The sequence below is a fragment of the Nocardioides sp. NBC_00163 genome (assembly GCF_045206295.1).
Lineage (GTDB): Bacteria > Actinomycetota > Actinomycetes > Propionibacteriales > Nocardioidaceae > Nocardioides.
Genome location: NZ_CP108155.1, coordinates 5,235,336 through 5,254,747, shown reverse-complemented (window position 1 = coordinate 5,254,747; position 19,412 = coordinate 5,235,336). Strand labels below are relative to the sequence as shown.

The following is a 19,412-nucleotide window of genomic DNA, read 5'->3' as shown; positions in this document are numbered from 1 at the left end:
ACTGCGTGACCCCTGGGGAGGGAGCGCTCAGTGCGGGGAAACTGCGAGTCAGGGGAGAACTGAGTTTTGCGCGCCAACGAGGGAGCGCAGCTGGAGGGTCGCCATGTGGCGGTCTTCAGCTGGCGCGATACAGACAACCCTGAAGCCGGTGGAGCCGAGCACTATCTCCACCAGATCACCGCCGGACTGGTCGGCGCGGGAGCACGGGTCACCGTGTTCACCGCCGCCTATCCAGGGGCGCGTGCCCGGGAGGAGCGCGACGGCATCCGCTACGTACGCCGCGGCGGCAAGCTCAGCATCTACCTGTGGGGCGTGCTGCTGCTGGCGCTGGGCCGGCTGGGCCCGATCGGCCGCGTCGACGCGGTCATCGATGTGCAGAACGGGCTCCCGTTCTTCTGCCCGCTCGGCACCAGGGCGCCGGTCACGGTGCTCGTCCACCACGTCCACCGCGAGCAGTGGCCGGTGGTCTACCCAGGGCTGTCCGGACGGATCGGCTGGTGGGTCGAGTCGTGGCTCGCGCCGCGGCTCTACCGTCACAAGCAGTACGTCGCGGTCTCCCGCGCCACCCGGGCCGAGCTGGCCACGCTCGGCGTCGACCCCGCCCGGGTCGCGGTCGTGCACAACGGCGCCGCCCCGGCGCTGAGCGACCGGCCGGCGAAGACCGAGCACCCCTCCATCTGTGTCGTCGGGCGGCTGGTGCCGCACAAGCGGGTCGAGCTCGCCGTGGACGCGGCGGTGGCACTGCGGGCGTCCTACCCGGACCTGAGGCTGAGCATCGTGGGCGGCGGCTGGTGGGCCGACGAGCTGGCTGCGTACGTCTCCCGGGTGGGGGCCGGCGACTTCGTCGAGATGCTGGGGCATGTCGACGAGGAGACCAAGGAGTCGGTCTACGAGCGGTCCTGGCTGATGGCGCTGCCGTCGCTGAAGGAGGGCTGGGGCCTGGTCGTCACCGAGGCCGCCCAGCACGGCACCCCGACCGTCGCCTTCCGCGACGCCGGCGGGACGACCGAGTCGATCGACGACGGCGAGTCCGGGGTGCTGGTCGACGACCAGGCCGGCTTCGTGGCCGCGCTCGACCACCTGCTCGGCGACGAGATCCGCCGCAAGGAGCTGGCCGAGGGTGCCCGGTGGCACGCGCGCAAGCACACCTGGGAGCAGAGCCAGCTCAACTTCAACGCCGTGCTCGCCTCCGCGCTCCAGGGGCACGTGGTCAGCGCGGACTGACTGCTCGTAGAGATTGAGAAGAGGCCCGGCGGATCACCGCCGGGCCTCTTTCGCTTTGTCGAGCTCAGTCGTTGGTGCCGTACTGAACCGTCGACTCAGAGACGCTCGGAGGATTCTCGACGGTGTTGTCCGTGCTGCTGGTGACGACTCCGACGATGGTCGCTGCGGCGACTCCGCCGCCGACAAGAATGCTGGCGACGATGGCAATGATGTTGCCCATGGATATGTGACCTCCCTCTCCTAGCGGCGAACTTTAGCAGCCGGCCGGCGAACAATACTGATCAGTAGCAGAACTGTTGATGTTGTGGCTCCGAGCCAGGCCAGGCCGTATGCCACCCACGCGACGATCACCGCCGTCAGCGCCACCGGGCCCATGGCGTACGCGGCCGGCTGGGTCGCCTCCCCCGGCAGGCGCTGCAGGACCAGGTCGCCGCTGTCGTGGACCGTCTCGCCCGCTATCTGCGGCGCCTCGCCCGCGGTGCGGTCGGTGATGACGTACCCGATCCCGAGGCGGCTCAGCTCGGCCGCCCGCGCTTCGGGGTCCGGTGCGGCGAGGGCCTCGGCGGCGGCCGTTGCGCGCGGGTCCTCCCCCTCGATCTCGGTCTGACCGATGACGAGGTCGCCGTTGGTCACGCTCGCCCTGGGCAGCATCCTCGGCAGCGGATCGAGGACGGGACGATGTTCGTTCCACGCCGGCGCTCGGTAGGCGGACCAGGGCAGGACGAGTACGTCACCCGGTGCCGACTCCTCGGCGAGCGTCGCGCTCGCCTGCTGCCAGGACGTCGGGTAGTCGGCCGTGCCGATGCCGCCGGCGAGACCCCAGGCGGCGTCGGGCAGGACGGCGACCGGGGCGAGGACCAGGGCGACGGCGGCGGCCCATCGTGGTGCGGTCCCGCGAAGCCGGTCGCGCAGCGCGTCGACCCCGGCCGCGACGGTCAGGACGAGCAGCGGCAGGCACAGCGGAAGCAGACGGCTGCTGTCCCGCATCAGCGCGAGACCGGGGATGTCCTGAGCGAGGTCGTCGAGGGCCTCGGGCGCCGCCCAGCCGGCGACGGCGATCGCCATCCCGGCCAACCACAGCCCCAGGATCGCGATCCGTTGGCTGTCGGAGACCCACCACCGCCGGAGTCCGGCACCGATCAGCGCCACCAGGAGCGCCAGGGCCACCCAGGCCGGCCAGCTCTCGCGGCTCGCGGGGACGACCGAGGTGTTCCAGATCCCGCCGAGGGTCAGGGCTGCCAGCGGGGCGGGCAGGGCGTCGCCGCGCAGCGCGAAGACCTCGAACCCGGTCGCCGACGCCGCCTCGCCCGCGTGAGCCAGGCCCGCGATCACCCAGGGCGCGTTGACCGCGGCCACCATCGCGAGCAGCAGCACCGGTCGCCGGCCCCGGCGCAGACCGGTCGCGAGCAGTACGGCGGCCGACACGATCCCCGCACTGGCGCTCAGGCTCCCGACGAGCAGGACCGGGAGCAGCCACAGGGGGCCGCGCTCGGCCGGGTCGGGTTCAGTCGCGACCCACCGTCGGCCGGCCAGCACCAGCCAGGGCACCGCGGCATAGGCCAGCAGCATCGGCCAGTGGCCCATCCACAGCCGCTCGGCGACGTACGCGCTCCATACGGTCAGGCTCACCACCGCCAGCCGCGCGGCGAGCGAGCGCTCCCGAACCAGCTCGGCGGCACCCGCCCCGGCGAGGACCAGCGCTCCCACCAGCACGAGCTTCTGCAGCGCGAGGCCCGGCACGACCTCGTCCAGCACCGCGATCACGGCGTCGGAGGGCACCGCCCGCGGCAGCCCGGACCCCAGGCCGAGCACATCCCGGGTCAGCGCGAGATCCGGCACCCACACCATGTCGTAGCTGAGCACGAACCCCGCCCCCAGCGCCGGCCCCAGCATCAGCACCGCCAGCACACCCGCCCACACGGTCGGGGCCGCCCGTTCGATCACGCGGCAACCCTAAGCCCTCCCCAGGCCCCGCCCCGCCGAGAAGTCACCCCGGTCGCGCGAGACGTCAGTTACGTCGGACGAGACGTCAGTTGTGGCGATCGAGTTCCGGTCCTGGGCGGATGCCGGTGCCGGCATGTGACCCGCCGCACCCTAGGCTTTCCAAGTGCCCACGATGACCGCCAGCCCGACCAGCGCCCGCCGGCGCAGGCTGTCCGCGCTCATCCGCAGCAGCGGCTTCCTCGCCGTCTGCATCATGGTCACCAACATCGCGACGTACGGCTTTCAGATCATCGCCGCCCGGATCCTCGGCCCCGGACAGTACGGCGGCGTCGCGTCGATGATGTCGCTGCTCCTCGTGGTCGGCGTCGTCCAGCTCGGCATGCAGGCGACGGCGTCGCGACGGGTGACCGAGACGCCCGGCCAGGAGCGCGTCATCGAGCAAACGGTGCTGCGAGCGACCTACCGTGCGGCCATCGTCGTCGGGATCGTCATGCTCGCCGCCTCGCCGCTGGTGTCGCGGGTGCTGCGGCTCGACTCCATCTATCCCGCTCTGCTGGTCGCGGTGTGTGCCGTACCGCTGACCATCATGGGTGGTCAGGCCGGGGTGCTGCAGGGTGAGCGCCGTTGGCTCGCCCTGGCGATGGTCTACCTGGCTCTCGGTATCCCCCGCGTCATCGTCACCACCGCCGCGATGTGGATCCGCCCCACCGAGGGCGCCGCCATGGCCGGCGTCGCGCTGGCCCAGTTCGCGCCGGCGGTCGTCGGATGGTGGGTGCTACGACGTCGCGCCGACACCGAGGCGAGGCCCGGGCCGGTGAAGCCCGTCGTCGTCGAGATGCTCCATGGCTCGTTCGCGCTGCTGGGCTTCTTCGCGCTCTCCAACGTCGACATCCTGATCGCGCGCAACGTGCTCACCGACCACGTCTCCGGCCTGTACGCCGGTGGCCTGATCCTCACCAAGGCGGTGCTGTTCCTACCGCAGTTCGTGGTGATCATCGCCTTCCCGTCGATGTCGGCCGAGGCCAGCCGCCGCTCCGCGCTGGTCAAGTCGCTCGCGCTCGTCGGCGGTCTCGGCGCGTGCGCGATCGCCGGCTCGTGGCTGCTGTCGTGGCTCGCGATGATCTTCATCGGCGGCCCCGACTACGCCGAGATCGAGGGCCTGCTCTGGGTCTTCGCGATCCTCGGCATGGTGCTGTCCGTACTCCAGCTGCTCGTCTACTCGGTCCTGGCCCGGCGCAGCCGGCTCTCGGCGTACCTTCTCTGGATGGCCGTCGCCGCCGCCCTCGCTCTCGGCGCGATGCAGACCACCGTCGAAGGCCTCGTCTGGACCGTACTCATCGTCGACGCCGCCCTCGCCGCCGTCCTCCTGACGGTCACCTTCTGGCGCCTCAGCCAGACCCCACACCGCGCCTGATCCACCGAGGCGTCACCCCCGCACACCGAGACGTCAGTTGCGTCGGCCGAGATGGCAGTTGTGGGCGACGAAAGTAGAGTTTCGTCGCCCACAACTGCCGATTCGACCTACCGAATTGACGTCTCGGACGACGTACGGGACGCCTCGGCGCTCAGTGGGCGGCTTCGTGCCAGGACAGGCCGGTGCCGACGGAGACGTCGAGGGGGACGTTGAGGTCGGCGGCAGAGCCCATCTGCTCGCGTACGAGCGACTCCAACGCCTCCCGCTCCCCCGAGGCGACCTCGAAGACGAGCTCGTCGTGGACCTGGAGGAGCATCCGGGAGGAGAGGCCGGCCTCGTCGAGGGCGGCCTGGACCCGCAGCATGGCGACCTTGATCAGGTCGGCGGCCGAGCCTTGGATGGGGGCGTTGAGCGCCATCCGCTCGGCGGTCTCGCGCCGCTGGCGGTTGTCCGAGAGCAGGTCGGGCAGGTAGCGGCGGCGGCCCATGATGGTCTCGGTGTAACCGGTGCGCCGTGCCTCCTCGACCAGGCTGCGCAGGTAGTCGCGGATGCCACCGAAGGTCTCGAAGTACTCCTCCATCAGCCCACGCGCCTCGCTCGGCTCGATCCCGAGCTGCTGGGAGAGGCCGAAGGCGGACAGGCCGTAGGCGAGGCCGTAGTTCATCGCCTTGATCTTGGCCCGCTGCTCGACCGAGACCGCGTCGGGGTCGACGCCGAAGACCCGAGCGGCGGTGATCGAGTGGAAGTCGCGTCCGGAGCGGAACGCCTCGATGAGCAGCTCGTCCTCGGACAGATGCGCCATGATCCGCATCTCGATCTGGCTGTAGTCGGCGGTCATCAGCGACTCGAAGCCGTCGCCGACCACGAAGCCCTTGCGGATCCCGCGACCCTCCTCGGTGCGTACCGGGATGTTCTGCAGGTTGGGCTCGGTCGAGGAGAGCCGCCCGGTGGCCGCGATGGTCTGGTTGAAGGTGGTGTGGATCCGGCCGTCGTCCTGCACGGTCTTCAGCAGGCCCTCGATGGTGACCCGCAGCCGAGTGACGTCGCGGTGACGCAGCAGGGCGAGGAGGAACGGGTGCTCGGTCTTCACGTAGAGCTGCTGCAGCGCGTCGGCGTCGGTGGTCCAGCCGGTCTTGGTGCGCTTCGTCTTCGGCATGTCGAGCTCGTCGAAGAGCACCACCTGCAGCTGCTTGGGCGAGCCGAGGTTGATCTCCTTCCCGATCACGCCGTAGGCGTCGTCGGCCGCCTGCTTCATCTGGCCGGCGAAGTGTCGCTCCAGGGCGTCGAGGTGCTCGGTGTCGACCGCGATGCCGGTCTTCTCCATCCGCGCCAGCAGATGCAGCAGCGGAAGCTCCACCTCGGAGAGCAGGCGGTGTCCGCTGGCGGCCTCGACCGCCGAGTCGAGCTCGACGGCGAGGTCGAGCACGGCCCTGGCATAGAGCATCGAGGTCCTGGCCACGCCGTCGCCACCGACCTCGTCGTCGCCGAAGAGCGACTCCTGGCCACCGTCGTCCTCCTGCTTGAGCTCACGCTTGAGGTAACGCAGCGTCAGGTCGGCGAGGTCGTAGGAGCGCTGGTCGGGCGCCACGATGTAGGCCGACAGCGCCGTGTCGGTCACCAGCCCGCCCAGGGACCAGCCGTGGGCGTCGATCGCCAGCTCGGGCCCCTTGGCGTCGTGCATGATCTTCGGCTTCGACGCGTCCGCGAGCCAGCCCGCCAGCGCGGCTTCGTCCTCGGGGGTGAGCTCCTCCACCCCGACGTACGCAGCCCGCTCCTGCGTCGCGAAGCCGAACCCGTCCACGCGGCCGGTGCCGGAACCCCAGGTCCCGCGCACATGCACCCCGACGGGCGTGGCCCCGAGCTCCTCGAGGAACGTAGCGACGGCACCGGGCGCCAGCATCTCGCCCTCAAGTGCGAACCCGCTCTCGTCGACCGGGACGTCGTCCTCGGGAGCGAGGACGTCGGTGATCCGGGTGCGGATCTCGCCGCGGAACTCGAGCTCGTCGAGGAGCTCCAGCGCGGCTGCCCGGTCCCACTCGACCCGCCCGAAGTCTGCCGGGCCGACCTCCAGGGTCAGGTCTCGGACCAGGGCGTTGAGCCGCCGGTTGCGCATCACGTCGCCGAGGTGGGCGCGAAGGTTGTCGCCTGCCTTGCCCTTGATCTGGTCGGCGTGGGTGATCACGTTGTCGAGGCCGTCGTAGGTGTTGATCCACTTCGCGGCGGTCTTCGGGCCGACGCCCGGGATGCCGGGCAGGTTGTCGGAGTCCTCCCCCACCAGCGCGGCGATCTCGGGATAGCGGTGCGGAGGGACCCCGTACTTCGCCTCGACGGCCTCCGGCGTCATCCGCGCCAGGTCGGAGACACCACGCATCGGATAGAGAACGGTCGAGGACTCGGTGACCAGCTGCAGCGAGTCGCGGTCGCCGGTCAGGATCAGCACCTCCATCCCGGCCTCGAGCCCCTGGGTCACCAGGGTCGCGATGATGTCGTCGGCCTCATAGCCAGCCAGCGAAAGGTGGCGGATGTGGAGTACGTCGAGCAGTCGCTGGATCAGCGGCAGCTGGGACTTGAACTCGTCGGGGGTCTTGTTGCGCTTGGCCTTGTATTCGGAGTATTCCTCCAGCCGGAACGTCTGGCGCGACAGGTCGAAGGCGACCGCGACATGGGTCGGGGTCTCGTCGCGCAGCACGTTGACCAGCATCGAGGTGAAGCCGTAGACGGCATTGGTGTTCTGCCCCGTGACGGTCGAGAAGTTCTCCACCGGGAGGGCGAAGAAGGCCCGGTAGGCCAGCGAGTGCCCATCGAGAAGGAGCAGTCGGTCACGCGTCACGTCAGCCACGGTCCGACTCTATCCACGACCACCGACAACGGCGCGACCGCGGGTCGAGACCCGCGCGTCCCCCGGGCGCCGACCCCGTACGGCACATGCGACGATGCATCCATGACCGATGCATCGACCACCGACCAGACCGTCTCGCCGAGCGACAAGACCGCGGGCGAGACGTTCTTCGCCTCGCTCCCCCACGGCATGGGCGGCCTCAACGACAAGATGGGCGTCAAGATCCTGGAGATCTCCGCCGAGAAGGTCGTCGGCACCATGCCGGTCGAGGGCAACACCCAGCCCTACGGGCTGCTGCACGGCGGCGCCTCGGTCGCGCTCGCCGAGACGCTCGGGTCCACCGGCTCCGGCATGCACGCCGCGTCCATGGGCAAGCTTGCCGTCGGCGTCGACATCAACGCCACCCACCACCGCTCCGCGACCTCCGGCATCGTCACCGGCACCGCGACAGCCATCCATCTCGGCCGCAGCTCAGCGGCCTACGAGGTCGTGATCACCGACGAGCGCGGCAAGCGGGTCTGCACCTCGCGGATCACCTGCTCGCTCATCGACGCCGACCGGATCTCGATGTAGGCACCTACGTCGAAGGGCCCCGGAGCGTGTCGCTCCGGGGCCCTTCACTGGGTGGATCAGACTTCCCCAGCGATGTACTTGACGGGGGCGTAGGTCGCCTTGTCGTTGTACTGGTAGATACCGATGGACGCGGCCGTCGGGCTACCGGTCTCGCCGAGCTCGATCGGACCGGACTTGCCGTCGTAGTCGATGTCCTTGCCGTCCTCGACGAGCGCGAGGCAGTCGGCGTACGTCTCGCACTTCTCACCACCGGTGGTGATGTCGACGATCTCCTCGGCGATGGCCTCGCCAGCGTCGCTGTCAGCCTTCACCGCGGCCAGCGCGGAGACGATGGTCGCGTCGTAGGACTCGGCAGCGTAGGAGTAGTCGGCCAGCTTCGGGTCGACCTTCAGCAGCTGCTCCTTGAAGTCACCAGTGGTCTCGGCGCCCGGGAGGGTGCCCTTGACACCCTTGAGCTCACCCTTGGTGAAGTCCTTGGAGTAGTCCGACAGGTTGCCGTCGACGAAGTACGTCGGCAGCTTGGCCGGACCGGCACCCGCGGCGATGAGCTGCGGGATGAGCTTCTTGGTCTCCTCGAAGGCCACGACGACGACCGCGTCGGCACCCGAGCCGGCGACCTCGTTGATCTGGGCGTCGAACGAGGTGGCGTCCTCGGAGTAGAACGCCGTGGTGGCGACCTTGGAGCCGGCACCCTCGAGGTTGGCCTTGATCTCCTCGGCGAGCGTCTCGCCGTAGGCGTCCTGGCGGGCCAGGATCGCCACGTTGGTGCGCTTGTCCTCGAGCAGCAGGTTGGCCATGACGGCGCCCTGCAGGATGTCGGACGGAGCCGTGCGGAAGTAGAGGTCCGCCTTGGCGAAGTCGCCCTCGTCGAACTCGGTCGAGGTGTTCGCCGGGGAGAACATCACGGTGCCCGACGACATGATCTTGTCGATCACGGTCATCGACACGCCCGAGGACGCGGTGCCGACGATGACGTCGGACTTGGCGTCGATGAGCTTGTCGGCCTCGGTCGGGGCGATCGCGGAGGTGGTGTCACCGGAGTCTGCTACGACGGACACGACGTCCTTGCCGAGCACACCACCGGCGGCGTTGATGTCCTGGATCGCCAGGTCGGAACCGGCGAACTCGGGCGGGCCGAGGAACGCGAGGCTGCCGGTCTGCGGGAGAAGCTGCCCGATGGTGAGAGTGCCGTCGCCCTTGGCGGCGGCCTTCTTCTCCGGCTCCTCGGAAGCGGTCTCGCCGCCGCAGGCGGCGAGGGTGAAGCTGAGCGCCAAGGCGCCGGCGCCTGCGGTCAGCTTCATCCAGGTAGAGGATGATGAGTTCACTGCTTAGTCCCTCTTTCGTATGGGCTGGCCCGACTCACGTCGGACCTTGCGGAGACACATTAGAGACGCTCGGAGGGTGAATCACCCGAGGGACCTGTCTTTTCACCAATCCGTTACATCTCCCCCATGGCATCATTGCCTGGGTTGCCGCCATCATCGGCTCCGTAATATCGGCGCCGTGGTGACCAATAATCACTCGGGAAACCCGATTCCGCCCAGGAACAGCCACGATCGTGGAGGAATTGTGATCATCTGTACGCACGGCACTCTCGGAGGACGGACTCGATGAGGGTGCCGGTGACGATGCGAGAGGCACGAGCCGATGACGCGCTCTTCCTCCTCGGCATCTGGCAGGACTCGCTGCGGATGGCGGACGCCCAGGACCAGCTGAGCGACCTGGAGACGATCATCCGTGCCGCCGACGCCTCCCCCGACCAGCGCCTCTTGGTCGCCGAGTGCGGCAGCGAGCCCGTCGGGGCGGTCTACGTACGCGCGACCACCTTCGGTCCACTCAACCTGGAGCCGACGGTGCAGATCTTCGCGCCCCATGTCGTTCCCAGCTTCCGCCGCCGGGGCGTGGGCCGGATGCTGATGGAGTCGGCCGTCGCCTTCGCCGAGGAGCGCGGGGTCAGGACGATCGCGGCCGCGGCAGCCGCCGGTGGCCGTGACGGCAACCGGTTCCTCGCCAGGATCGGCCTCGGCGCCCAGGCCGTCATGCGGGTGGCCCCGACCGCGGTCGTACGCTCCCGGCTCACCGTCCTGGGCCGGGCCCTGCCCCACCACGCCCGTCTGCAGCGCGGCCCGAAGCAGTCCAGCGCCGTCGGCGAGCTGCTCGCCGCCCGGCGCTCCCAGCGACGCTCGCACACCGTCGCCTGAGCACGAACGAGCCGGGCCCCGGAGCAGCATGCTCCGGGGCCCGGCCGTATCAAGACGTACGCCCTCAGTCCTCCTTGGCACCCAGGGTGCCGAGGTAGAGCTCGATCACCTTGGGGTCGTCGGCGAGCTCGCGCCCAGCGCCCGTGTAGGCGTTGCGGCCCTGGTCGAGCACGTACCCGCGGTCGCAGATCTGCAGGCAGCGGCGGGCGTTCTGCTCGACCATCACGACCGAGACACCCGCCTGGTTGATCTTGCGAGTCTGCACGAAGACCTCGTCCTGCATGACCGGCGAGAGGCCCGCGGAGGGCTCGTCGAGCAGCAGGACCGACGGCTCCATCATCAGCGCCCGGCCCATCGCGACCATCTGACGCTCACCACCGGAGAGGCCACCGGCACGCTGCTTGCGGCGCTCACCGAGGGCAGGGAAGATCCCGGTGACGAACTCGAACCGCTCAGCGAACTTCTTCGGGGCCTGGTAGCAGCCCATCTCGAGGTTCTCCTCGATGGTCAGGCTCGGGAACACGTTGTTGTTCTGCGGGACGAACCCGATACCCCGCGAGACCAGCTCGTCAGCACGCTTGCCGGTGATGTCCTCACCGTTCAGCTTGACCGTGCCCTCGTGGATCTTCACCAGGCCGAACAGCGCCTTGAGCAGGGTCGACTTGCCGGCACCGTTGGGGCCGATGATGCCGACCAGCTCGCCGGGCTGGCAGTAGAGGTCGGTGTCGTTGAGGATGTTGACCCCGGGAAGGTAGCCGGCGATGAGCCCGTCGGCGCGGAGCACCGCACCATCGGCCTCGCTCAGATGCTGCTCGCGGAACTTCTCCGCATCGGTGGAAGTCACTTCGAGTCCTCCTCTTCGACGATCTCGCCCTCGAGCTCTGCCTCGACCTCTGCCTCGAGGACCTCTTCGTCGAGCTCGCTCAGGTCGGTGTCGTGGTGGGCCCCGAGATAGGCATCGATGACACGCTGGTCGGCCATGACCGAATCAGGAGTGCCCTCAGCGACGATCTTGCCCTGGGCCATCACGATGACCCAGTCGGAGATGTCGCGGACCATGTCCATGTCGTGCTCCACGAAGAGGACCGTGCGGCCCTCATCGCGCAGCGACTTCACGTGACCCAGCAACGACTGCTTCAAAGCTGGGTTCACCCCCGCCATCGGCTCGTCGAGCATGACGACCTCAGGGTCGACCATGAGCGCGCGGGCCATCTCGAGCAGCTTGCGCTGACCGCCGGAGAGCGAGCCGGCGAAGTCCTCGCGCTTCTTGTCCAGCAGGAACCGGGCCAGCAGGTCGTCGGCCTTCGCGGTGACCTCGTCCTCCTGGTTGCCCCAGAGGAACTTGAACGGCGCGGCCCAGATCCGCTCACCCTTCTGTCCCGTGGCGCCCAGGCGCATGTTCTCGATCACGGAGAGCTTGGCCAGCACCTTGGTGAGCTGGAAGGTGCGCACCATCCCGAGGCGGGCGACCTTGTAGGGCGCGACGCCCTTGAGCGACTTGCCCTCCAGGCTCCACGAGCCGGTGTTGGGCTGGTCGAAGCCGGTCAGCAGGTTGAAGAACGTCGTCTTCCCGGCTCCGTTGGGGCCGATCAGCGCGGTGATCGCACCACGCTGGATCTCGACGTGGTCGACGTCGACGGCGGTGAGTCCTCCGAACGTACGCGTGATGTGGTCGGCGACGATGATCGGGTCGGACTTCTTGCTGCCCGGCTCCGTGCTCGCCCCGACCAGGCCCGCGGGCCCGGTCTTGCTCGCCACGTCGTTCGTCTCGGTGCTCGTCTGGTCAGTCATGTCAGCGTCCATCGATCGCGATCTCCCTACGGTCGCCGATGATCCCCTGGGGACGGAAGATCATCAGCAGCATGATGGCCAGCCCCAGCATGATGTAGCGGATCACACTGGCCTGGGTGTCGGTCATGATCACCGTCGGGATCCATCCGCCCTTACCTGCCGACTGGCTGAAGAACGAGCCTAGCCCCGCGATCAGGAACCAGAACAGGACCGAGCCGATGACCGGGCCCATCACCCGGCCCGCGCCGCCGAGGAGCAGAGCGGCGAAGGCGTAGAACGTCATCAGCGTGGAGTAGTCGCTCGGCACGACCGAGGCCTGCTTGAGCGCCAGGAACATGCCGCCCAGACCACCGATGACACCACCGAGAGCGAGCGCCTGCATCTTGTACGCGAACACGTTCTTGCCCAGCGAGCGGACCGCGTCCTCGTCCTCACGGATCGAGCGGAGCACACGGCCCCACGGGCTGCGCATCAGCGCCCACACCAGCAGGCAGCACAGCGCGACCAGGGTCCAGCCGACGGTCAGCGACCACAGGTCGCCGCGCCCGAAGGAGATGAACCCCAGGTCGATGCCGCTGCTGTAGGGGTTGGCCTCCTGAAACGGCCTGGCGTAGCCGTTGAGCCCGTTGGAGCCACCGAAGGTGTCCTTCATCTCCACCGAGCCGAAGACGAACCGCAGCACCTCCGCCGCGGCGATGGTGACGATAGCCAGATAGTCGGCACGCAGACGCAGCGTCGGCACACCCAGGACCACGGCGAGCAGCAGCGGGGCCACGATCGCCATGACGATACCGAGCCAGAACGGTGCCCCGTAGGTGACCACGGAGACGGCCAGACCATAGGCGCCCACCGCGACGAACCCGGCCTGGCCGAAGTTGAGCAGCCCGGTGTAGCCGAAGTGGATGTTGAGGCCTATGGCGGCCAGGGCGAAGACGATTGCCTGCGGGCCGAGTGCCTGCTGCAACGCTGCCCGGAGAATGTCGAGAATATCCATTGTCTCTCCTACCCGAGCCGCTCTTTACGACCCAGGATGCCCTGGGGCCGCACCAGCAGGATCACGATCATGATCAGCAGCGGGCCGATCTCCTTGATCGAGGCGGGCACGCCGAACAGCGGCCCGAGCTCGTAGACGAGCCCGATCACCAGCGAGCCGACGAGAGCGCCCCAGATCGTGCCGAGACCACCGAGGGTGACCGCGGCGAGGATGACCAGCAGGATCCGCATGCCCATGAAGCTGTTGACCTGCAGCTGCATCGCGTAGAGCACACCGGACAGCGCGGTCAGCGCGCCACCGATCACCCACGCGTTGGTGATGACGCCGTCGACCCGGAGGCCGGAGGACGCGGCCAGTGCCGGGTTGTCCGAGACCGCGCGCATCGCCTTGCCCATCCGGCTCTTGGCCAGCCACAGGCAGACCGCGGTGATCGTGATGATCGCGACCAGCACGATGACCACCTCGCGGTCGGCGAGCGAGAGACCGAGGTAGTACCAGTGCTGCTCGCGCTGCTGGCCGTTGTACTGCGACAGCGACCGGGTCGAGGAGCCGTAGAAGTACTGGAACAGGTAGCGCAGGAAGATCGCCAGGCCGATCGAGACGATCATCATCGCGATCAGGCCGGTGCCGCGCCGGCGCAGCGGGCCCCACAGGATCTTCTCCTGCGCGAAGCCAGCCAGGCCACCGAGGAGGACCGCGATGATGCCGGCGAGGAGCACCGAGACCGAGGCCAGGGCGCCGGTCTTGAAGACCTGGTCGAAGGTCCAAGCCATCAACGCACCGAAGGTGAGCATCTCACCGTGGGCGAAGTTGGACAGGCCGGTCGTGCCGAAGATCAGCGAGAACCCGAGGGCAGCCAGGCACAGGACCAGTGAGAACACAAGGCCCGCACGCAGGTTCTGTGCGAGGTCCTTGCCAAAGTTGGACTCCTCACCGGCGGTGACACCGATCGGGAAGATCGCCCGGTTGTTGGGGCCCTGGAAACGTACCTGGACGGTGGCTTCACCCTTGGTGTTCTCGTCGAGGATCGTCCCTTCCGGGAGCGTCTTCTCGTCGAGGGTCACGGTGTACTTCCCGAGCTCATCGACGACGATGATCGCCACGCCCTGGTCGTCGGTGACGCCCTCACCGGCCTTCTCGCCGTCCTTGCTGACCTCGAGGGTCACTCCCGGGATCGGTTTCGGATTGCCTTGGGCATCCTTGTTGGCCTCGTCCTGAAGCGTCACCTGGATCGCGGTGGCGTCCGGCGGTGGGGTCTCGGTTGCCTGTGCGGCACCCGGGCTCCCAACCAACAGCACCATCAGCGCACCGATGAGCGCGACGAGGACTCTGTAGAGCCGCTTGCGCACGTGGGTACTCCTGCCTGTGTGTCCTAAAGACGGACCCTGACACCAGCTGAATACGCTGGTCGGCCGGATCCGCGCGGGCAGTCTAGGCCGAGATCACCCACGAACAAGCCACAGGTTGACCCTCATCTGAGACCGCAACCGATCTGTGACACGCCGTTTACACGGATTCAGGTACGTGGCCCACTCACGCCGTGCTCGATGACGCCCTCGGCGACCTGGCGCATCGACAGCCGCAGGTCCATCGCGGTCTTCTGAATCCACCGGAAAGCGTCGGGCTCGCTCAGCGTCAGACCCTCCTGCAGGATCCCCTTGGCCCGGTCGACCGCCTTGCGGGTCTCCAGCCGGTCGGTCAGACCGGCGACCTCCCGCTCGAGCTGGGCGAGCTCCTGGAAACGGCTCACCGCCAGCTCGATCGCTGGCACCAGGTCGGTGATGTTGAACGGCTTGACCAGGTAGGCCATCGCACCCGCGTCTCGGGCCCGCTCCACCAGGTCACGCTGGGAGAACGCGGTCAGCATGACCACCGGCGCGATCCGGTCGCGCGCGATCGCCTCCGCCGCCGCGATCCCGTCGAGCACCGGCATCTTCACGTCGAGGATCACCAGGTCGGGTCTGTGCTCGGTGGCGAGCTCGATCGCGGCCTTGCCGTCTCCCGCCTCACCGACGACGTGGTAACCCTCCTCGGTGAGCATCTCCTTGAGGTCCATCCTGATCAGGACCTCGTCCTCCGCGATGACGACCGTACGCCGCGCCTGGCTCTCCGGGGTGCTGCTGGGGTTGCTCTCCGTCACGAGCACAGACTAGGCCATGAGCAACCATGTCCCGAGGTGATCTTGCCCTCTGCGCTCATGTAGGTTTTGACCGGCCGAGATGCCCCGGTAGTCCAACGGCAGAGACGATGTGCTCAAACCACATACAGTGTCGGTTCGAATCCGACCCGGGGCACCACAGACCAGAGGCCGTGGAGCGCGATCCGCACCAGGTGCGTACAGCGCTCCACGGCCTCGGTCCGCAGGTCGTCTCGACTAGCTCTTGCGCTCGTAGGCGGGCGCGACCTCGTTGATCGCGTCGCCGATGCGGTGGATGCGCAGGGCGTTGGTGGAGCCGGGGATGCCGGGAGGCGAGCCGGCGATGATGACGACGAGGTCGCCCTCCTCGACACGGCCGAGCTTGAGCAGGTTCTCGTCGACCTGGCGGACCATCTCGTCGGTGTGCTCGACCTCGTCGGTGCGGAAGGTCTCGGTGCCCCAGCTGAGCGCGAGCTGGCTGCGTACGGCATCGGAGGGGGTGAAGGCGAGCAACGGGATCGCGCCGCGCAGCCGGGAGAGGCGGCGGGCGGAGTCACCGGAGGTGGTGAAGGCGACCAGGTATTTCGCGCCGACCCGGTCGGCGACCTCGGCGGCGGCCTTGGCGATCACGCCGGAGCGGGTGTGCGGGTCCCAGTCGATGGGGCTGAGCTCGGCGGCGCGGCTGCTCTCCGAGGAGAGGGCGTGGCGCTCGGTGGCGGCGATGATGCGGGCCATCGTCTCGACGGTGTGGATCGGATAGTCCCCCACGCTCGTCTCGGCGGAGAGCATCACCGCGTCGGCACCGTCGAGGACGGCGTTGGCGACGTCGTTCGCCTCGGCGCGGGTGGGCGCCGGGTTGGAGATCATCGAGTCGAGCATCTGGGTGGCGACGATGACCGGCTTGGCGTTGAGGCGGGCCAGCTCGATGATCCGCTTCTGCAGGAACGGCACCTCCTCGAGCGGGCACTCCACGCCGAGGTCGCCACGGGCGACCATGAACATGTCGAAAGCGGCGATGACCTCGTCGAGGTTGTCGATCGCCTGCGGCTTCTCGATCTTGGCGATGACCGGGACGACGCGCCCCTCCTCGTCCATGATCTTGCGGACGTCCTCGTAGTCCCTCGCGTTGCGCACGAAGCTGAGCGCGATCATGTCGACGCCGAGCTTGAGCGCGAACCGGAGGTCCTCCTCGTCCTTCTCGGACAGGGCCGGCACGGAGACGGCGACGCCGGGCAGGTTGATGCCCTTGTTGTTGGAGACCGGCCCGCCGACCAGCACCTCGGTGTGGACCTCGGTGTCGTCGACCGCGGTGACCCGCAGGCGCAGCTTGCCGTCGTCGATCAGGATCGGGTCACCGACCTTCACGTCACCGGGAAGGCCCTTGTACGTCGTCCCGCAGATCTCGTCGTCACCCTGCACGTCGCGCGTGGTGATCGTCCAGGCCTGGCCGCGTCGCAGCGTCGCGGAGCCTTCCTTGAACCGCTCCAGCCGGATCTTGGGCCCCTGCAGGTCGGCGAAGATGCCGACGCTGTGCCCGCTCGCGGCGGCCGCCTCCCGCACCAGCGCGTAGTTGCTGGAGTGGTCGTCGTGGGACCCGTGGCTCATGTTCATCCGGGCGACGTCCATGCCTGCGTAGACGAGCTCGCGGATGCGACGCTCCGTCCCGACGGCGGGTCCCAGGGTGCAGACGATCTTCGCTCTTCTCACGGGAGCCCAGACTACCCCTCTGGATCGTTCAAACCAGCACTCGGACCACGTCCTGATCAGGCCGTTCGTTCAATGTTTACGCCGCCACCGGCGGCTAGCCCGTCGCCGCAGGCCCCGGCAATGCACGTGTGCGACAAACTCCTCGCCACAAGTGTGTAGGAGCGGCGCCGGGCCGGTGGTAGGTGATCGCGAACAGTAGTGTCGATCAGCGAGCCCGAAGTTCCTTGGCGATTGCCTTGGCGGCGTGTCTGGCTTGTTTGGCGGCGTACCCGATCTGTGCGGCACGTGGGACGAAGCCGATGAAGCGCAGCCCGGGTTCGGCGGCCACCTTGCCGGTGGCTGTGGGACGGCCCTGCTCGTCGAGCACGCCGAGGTGGCCGACCACCTTCGCCAGCCCGCGTCTGAAGCCGGTCGCACAGACGAGGGCGTCGGGGCGGATGGTGCTGCCGTCGACCAGGTGCACGGTGTCACTGGTCAGCGAATCGACTGCGCCGACGACATCGAAGGCACGGTCACGGATGGCGGTGATGACCTCACGGTCGACGATCGCAGGAGCGACCCCGAGCCGCTCACTCCGGGCGAAGATCCCCTCTTCGGGTGCGGGGAGCCCGAACTCGCTCAGGTCGCCGATGGCGAGTCGGCGTCCGAAGCGGGCGATGGCATCCGCGATCCGGACGGGCGAGTTGTGGAGAGGGATCGCGATCACGTCGCCGGGCAGGCCCAGCGGACCTTCGCGCAGCATGATGTTCGGCGGTGTTCGTACGGCGAGCCAGACCTTGGCCGCGCCGCCGGTGGCCAGGTCGAAGGCGAGCTCGAGGCCAGAGCTGCCGGAGCCGACGACGAGGACCGTGCGCCCGACGAAGGCAGCGGGGTTGGCGTAGCGCGAGGAGTGCACCAGGTCACCGATCCACGACTCGCGACCGGGCCATTCGGGCAAGAAGGGCTCATGGTCGTAGCCCGTCGCCATGACGACCTGGGGAGCCTCGAAGACACCGCCGGAGGTGATGATCCGCCAGCCGTCCCTGCTCCGCTCGATCCGCTCGGTCGAGCAGCCCAACCGCAGCTCGATGCCGCCGTCCGTCGCGTGCTGCTCGAGATGGGCGATCACCTGGTCGCGGGTGGGGTACGTCGGTGTTCCCTTGGGGTACGGGCGCTTCGGCAGGTGCGAGAACTGCCGTCCGGTGTTCAGGCAGAGCCGGTCGTAGCGACTGCGCCACGAGGAGCCGACCTGGTCGGCCCGGTCGACCACCAGCGGCCGGACGCCGCGGTCGGCAAGCGCCACCGCGGCTGAGAGGCCCGAAGTCCCAGCGCCGATGATCACGACCTGTCGGGGGTGCATGTCAGGCCAGTGATCGGTTCGGGAGTGATGTCGTCCATGCCTCCACCATCAGCCCCCTGGACGCGGAGGTAACTCCCAGATTTCTGGGCTGTTCATCTGGTGCTGCGGGCCTATCGTGGAGCCATGGACGCCGACAGGCTCGCCGACCAGCTGCACGGCCTCGCCCGTGACGGACTGGCCTGGACCGACTATGTGGCCGCGGCCGACCAGCTCCTCGGTCGAGCCATCGACTTCGACCGGTCCTGCTGGCACACGGTCGATCCGGGCACGGTCTTGCTGACCGGCAGCGTCAACCGCGAGGTGAGCTGCAGCGGGTCGTGGCTCGCGGAGTTCGAGTACGTCGTCGAGGACGTCAACAAGTGGAGCTTCCTCGCACGCTCCGGCCGACTGGCCGGCTCCACGAGCCAAGCCACCCACGGCACGTTGACGCGCAGCGCACGCCATCGCTCACAACGTGACTTCGGCATCGGAGACGAGCTCCGGGGAAGCATGGTTGACGGGGATGGCTACTGGGCCGCCGTCGGGCTGCTCCGCGACGATGGCCGTGCCTGGTTCGCCGACGAGGACGTCGCCCTGCTCGCCGGCCTCTCCGCCGTCATCGCCGTCGCCGCACGTCGCGCGCTGGTGAGCACCATCGCGGCCGAGACGATGGCTGGCTCGGTCGGCCCCGGGGTGGTGACCTTCGACGCCGACGGCAGGGTCGAGTCACTGACACCCGCGGCCGAGCAGTGGATCGGCCTCATGACCGAGAACCCGCCACCCGACACGCCCGGGGAATCCAAGGTCCTCCAGGCCGTGGCCGCTCGAGCCCGCAAGGCGACGGACGGCGACCCCCTCGAGACGGCGGCACGCGCCCGCCTGCGAGCCGCCGACGGCACCTGGCTCCTGCTCTACGGCAGTCGGCTCAGCGGCGGTGACGGCCGGACCGTGGTGGTCATCCAGCAGGCCTCGCCCTCCGAGGTCGCGCCGCTCGTTGCTCTCGCCTACGGACTGACTCCGCGCGAGGTGGACGTGACCCGCATGTGCATCGCCGGCCTCACCACCAAGGAGATCGCCGCGCGGCTGCACCTGTCGGCGTACACGGTCCAGGACCACCTCAAGGCGATCTTCGAGAAGACGGGTGTGCGGTCACGAGGAGCGCTGCTCGGGCAGGTATTTCTCGAGCACTACATTCCCCGCTGGCAGCCACTGGAGCACGCACCCGAAGGCTGGCACGGCTACCAGTCGCGCCCCTGACTGCGCGCTCCCT

General features: G+C 68.6%; 16 protein-coding genes and 1 tRNA gene. 6 read left to right on the top strand and 11 right to left on the bottom strand.

The genetic code is table 11. From position 1 onward, the window contains the following. Positions 1-66: 66 nt before the first annotated feature. Entirely contained in the window at positions 67-1,224 is a 1,158-nt protein-coding gene (locus OG801_RS25195; RefSeq protein WP_355018316.1) for a glycosyltransferase family 4 protein, read from the top strand. Positions 1,225-1,288: 64 nt separating this feature from the next. On the opposite strand, the gene OG801_RS25190 is transcribed toward OG801_RS25195, so the two are convergent. After that, on the bottom strand, positions 1,289-1,444 hold the full coding sequence (locus OG801_RS25190) for a hypothetical protein (RefSeq protein ID WP_160024268.1): 156 nt from the start codon (positions 1,442-1,444) through the stop codon (positions 1,289-1,291). Between the two features lie 20 nt (positions 1,445-1,464). Next, positions 1,465-3,168, bottom strand: coding sequence for a hypothetical protein (locus OG801_RS25185; RefSeq protein ID WP_406031819.1), 1,704 nt, complete (start codon positions 3,166-3,168; stop codon positions 1,465-1,467). Between the two features lie 172 nt (positions 3,169-3,340). On the opposite strand from OG801_RS25185, the gene OG801_RS25180 reads away from it, so the two are divergent. After that, the gene (locus OG801_RS25180) at positions 3,341-4,582 is read left to right on the top strand and encodes an oligosaccharide flippase family protein (protein ID WP_355018475.1); all 1,242 of its coding nucleotides are present in this window, start codon (positions 3,341-3,343) and stop codon (positions 4,580-4,582) included. Positions 4,583-4,733: 151 nt separating this feature from the next. On the opposite strand, the gene polA is transcribed toward OG801_RS25180, so the two are convergent. Then, positions 4,734-7,421, bottom strand: coding sequence for a DNA polymerase I (polA, locus tag OG801_RS25175; RefSeq protein ID WP_406031818.1), 2,688 nt, complete (start codon positions 7,419-7,421; stop codon positions 4,734-4,736). A gap of 102 nt (positions 7,422-7,523) precedes the next feature. Here polA and OG801_RS25170 point away from each other — a divergent pair, with 102 nt between their 5' ends. Next, positions 7,524-7,994, top strand: coding sequence for a hotdog fold thioesterase (locus tag OG801_RS25170; protein WP_355018313.1), 471 nt, complete (start codon positions 7,524-7,526; stop codon positions 7,992-7,994). Positions 7,995-8,050: 56 nt separating this feature from the next. Here OG801_RS25170 and OG801_RS25165 read toward each other — a convergent pair whose 3' ends face one another. After that, on the bottom strand, positions 8,051-9,295 hold the full coding sequence (locus OG801_RS25165; RefSeq protein ID WP_355018312.1) for an ABC transporter substrate-binding protein: 1,245 nt from the start codon (positions 9,293-9,295) through the stop codon (positions 8,051-8,053). Between the two features lie 327 nt (positions 9,296-9,622). Between OG801_RS25165 and OG801_RS25160 the strand changes: the two genes are divergently transcribed. Beyond that, positions 9,623-10,195 (top strand): GNAT family N-acetyltransferase, encoded by a 573-nt coding sequence (locus OG801_RS25160; RefSeq protein ID WP_406031817.1) that lies wholly within the window; start codon positions 9,623-9,625, stop codon positions 10,193-10,195. A gap of 64 nt (positions 10,196-10,259) precedes the next feature. Here the strand turns inward: OG801_RS25160 and OG801_RS25155 are convergent, their stop codons facing one another. The 5 genes from OG801_RS25155 to OG801_RS25135 form a co-directional block, all read right to left on the bottom strand. Continuing rightward, the gene (locus OG801_RS25155; RefSeq protein ID WP_378680199.1) at positions 10,260-11,039 is read right to left on the bottom strand and encodes an ABC transporter ATP-binding protein; all 780 of its coding nucleotides are present in this window, start codon (positions 11,037-11,039) and stop codon (positions 10,260-10,262) included. Further along, on the bottom strand, positions 11,036-11,986 hold the full coding sequence (locus OG801_RS25150) for an ABC transporter ATP-binding protein (protein WP_406031816.1): 951 nt from the start codon (positions 11,984-11,986) through the stop codon (positions 11,036-11,038). Before OG801_RS25150 ends, OG801_RS25155 begins: the two co-directional genes overlap by 4 nt. Position 11,987: 1 nt before the next feature. Beyond that, positions 11,988-12,980, bottom strand: coding sequence for a branched-chain amino acid ABC transporter permease (locus tag OG801_RS25145; RefSeq protein ID WP_355018308.1), 993 nt, complete (start codon positions 12,978-12,980; stop codon positions 11,988-11,990). 8 nt (positions 12,981-12,988) lie between these two features. Continuing rightward, positions 12,989-14,329, bottom strand: coding sequence for an ABC transporter permease subunit (locus OG801_RS25140; protein ID WP_355018307.1), 1,341 nt, complete (start codon positions 14,327-14,329; stop codon positions 12,989-12,991). A gap of 167 nt (positions 14,330-14,496) precedes the next feature. After that, positions 14,497-15,036, bottom strand: a complete 540-nt coding sequence (locus OG801_RS25135; RefSeq protein ID WP_406029389.1) for an ANTAR domain-containing response regulator — start codon at positions 15,034-15,036, stop codon at positions 14,497-14,499. 165 nt (positions 15,037-15,201) lie between these two features. Here OG801_RS25135 and OG801_RS25130 point away from each other — a divergent pair. Further along, a tRNA-Leu gene (locus tag OG801_RS25130) sits at positions 15,202-15,277 on the top strand. Positions 15,278-15,354: 77 nt separating this feature from the next. Here OG801_RS25130 and pyk read toward each other — a convergent pair. After that, positions 15,355-16,824: a pyruvate kinase gene (pyk, locus tag OG801_RS25125; protein ID WP_355232074.1), complete on the bottom strand. Its 1,470-nt coding sequence runs from the start codon at positions 16,822-16,824 to the stop codon at positions 15,355-15,357. A 205-nt stretch (positions 16,825-17,029) separates the two neighbouring features. Continuing rightward, on the bottom strand, positions 17,030-18,163 hold the full coding sequence (locus OG801_RS25120) for an NAD(P)/FAD-dependent oxidoreductase (RefSeq protein ID WP_355018304.1): 1,134 nt from the start codon (positions 18,161-18,163) through the stop codon (positions 17,030-17,032). A 123-nt stretch (positions 18,164-18,286) separates the two neighbouring features. Between OG801_RS25120 and OG801_RS25115 the strand changes: the two genes are divergently transcribed. Next, a complete protein-coding gene (locus OG801_RS25115; RefSeq protein ID WP_355018303.1) occupies positions 18,287-19,399 on the top strand; it encodes a helix-turn-helix transcriptional regulator in 1,113 nt (370 codons plus the stop codon). The last annotated feature ends 13 nt before the right edge of the window (positions 19,400-19,412 follow it).